Here is a 1203-nt window from a genome sequence, read left to right on the forward strand (position 1 = left end):
ACGCACTTTTTTATACCACATACAACTGGTTTTCGTCAACACATTAATGCGCATATTACGTACTACCTAACTTTCGCAAATCGTTGGTAAACCACAAAGTCGGAGAAAAAGTGTCGAAGTCAGGCTAGAAGTTCCCATCCGGATCGATCTATAGCAAGCCGTGGGGTTTCCTTACCGTAGCAAGGCAGGATGGGAGGCTGCAGCAAAATCCGAAGCGGAAGACCGAGTTCCGCCCGGTTCTCGGTCAGCGCCATCGCCGACACATCGTCGGTGATGGCGAGGCGACTGCAGCTACTGGGTCGCCGCCCTTCTCGCAGGAAGAGAGGATCCGCGCGGAATGTCGCGCATGATCGGAGACGGTTGTGGCTAGACTGAGATTCTCCCAGCGGCTCATGCTCCCTCTCGAGGCTCGAAAACCAGCCGAGCCAAATCCCGCGCGAAGCAGCCCGGAGACTCTCCTTCCACCAGCCGATAACCCATCGCCTCCAGGAACTGGACGATCGCCTCGGGATGCTCACCGGCGGCGCGGAGAAACGCATTGTGCAGCTCAAGAAATACCAGCGGGCGGTGACCACGCAAGCAGCTCTCTGCACCGCGAAGCACGGCAGCCTCCTGCCCCTCGACATCGATCTTCAGATGCGTCGGACGCAAGCCCCGCTCGGCGAGCAGACCATCGATCGTGACAGCCCGCACCGCTTGCGTTTCGGACGCCGGACGGTTCCGTTGGGGGGTCAAATAATGCCCTGCGGCCGGCCCTTCGGCTACCAGGGAAATCCATCCAGACCGATCGGAGCAGGCCGCCATGACCACTTCGAGCTGCCCGAGCATCCCATTGAGCGCGGCCTGCTTCCGCAGGACGCGAATCGCCTGCCGGGAGGGCTCGATAGCCACCGCGCGAGCTCCTCCACCCCCAAGACGAAGCGCCACCAGGGAAAAAACCCCGAAATGGGCACCTACGTCGAGGAACACCATGCCCGGGCGGCACCTCCTCCCAAACCGGAGCAGCTCTGCGGCACACTCCGGCTCTCCCCCTCCGCAACAATAGGAAGCATAGGAGAGCTCGGCTACCGGATGGACCTCCAAGCAGCAACCGGGAAGCAGCTCCCGCCGGCCCGAACGTCTCACGACTCCCTGCCATTCTGCCTTCAACCAAGAGAGAGTACCCCTAGGGGAGCGTAAGAAGTGATCTTTCTTCGGAAATGC

Annotated in this window: 1 protein-coding gene; it reads right to left on the reverse strand. The window is 60.6% G+C overall.

What is annotated here, in order from left to right:
- Positions 1 to 390: 390 nt before the first annotated feature.
- Positions 391 to 1203, reverse strand: an 813-nt coding sequence (locus FN369_RS01225) for an FkbM family methyltransferase (RefSeq protein ID WP_218579997.1), incomplete at its 5' end; no start/stop codon positions are given.

This window comes from Methylacidimicrobium cyclopophantes (assembly GCF_902143385.2).
In the GTDB taxonomy this organism is placed as follows: Bacteria; Verrucomicrobiota; Verrucomicrobiia; order Methylacidiphilales; family Methylacidiphilaceae; genus Methylacidimicrobium; species Methylacidimicrobium cyclopophantes.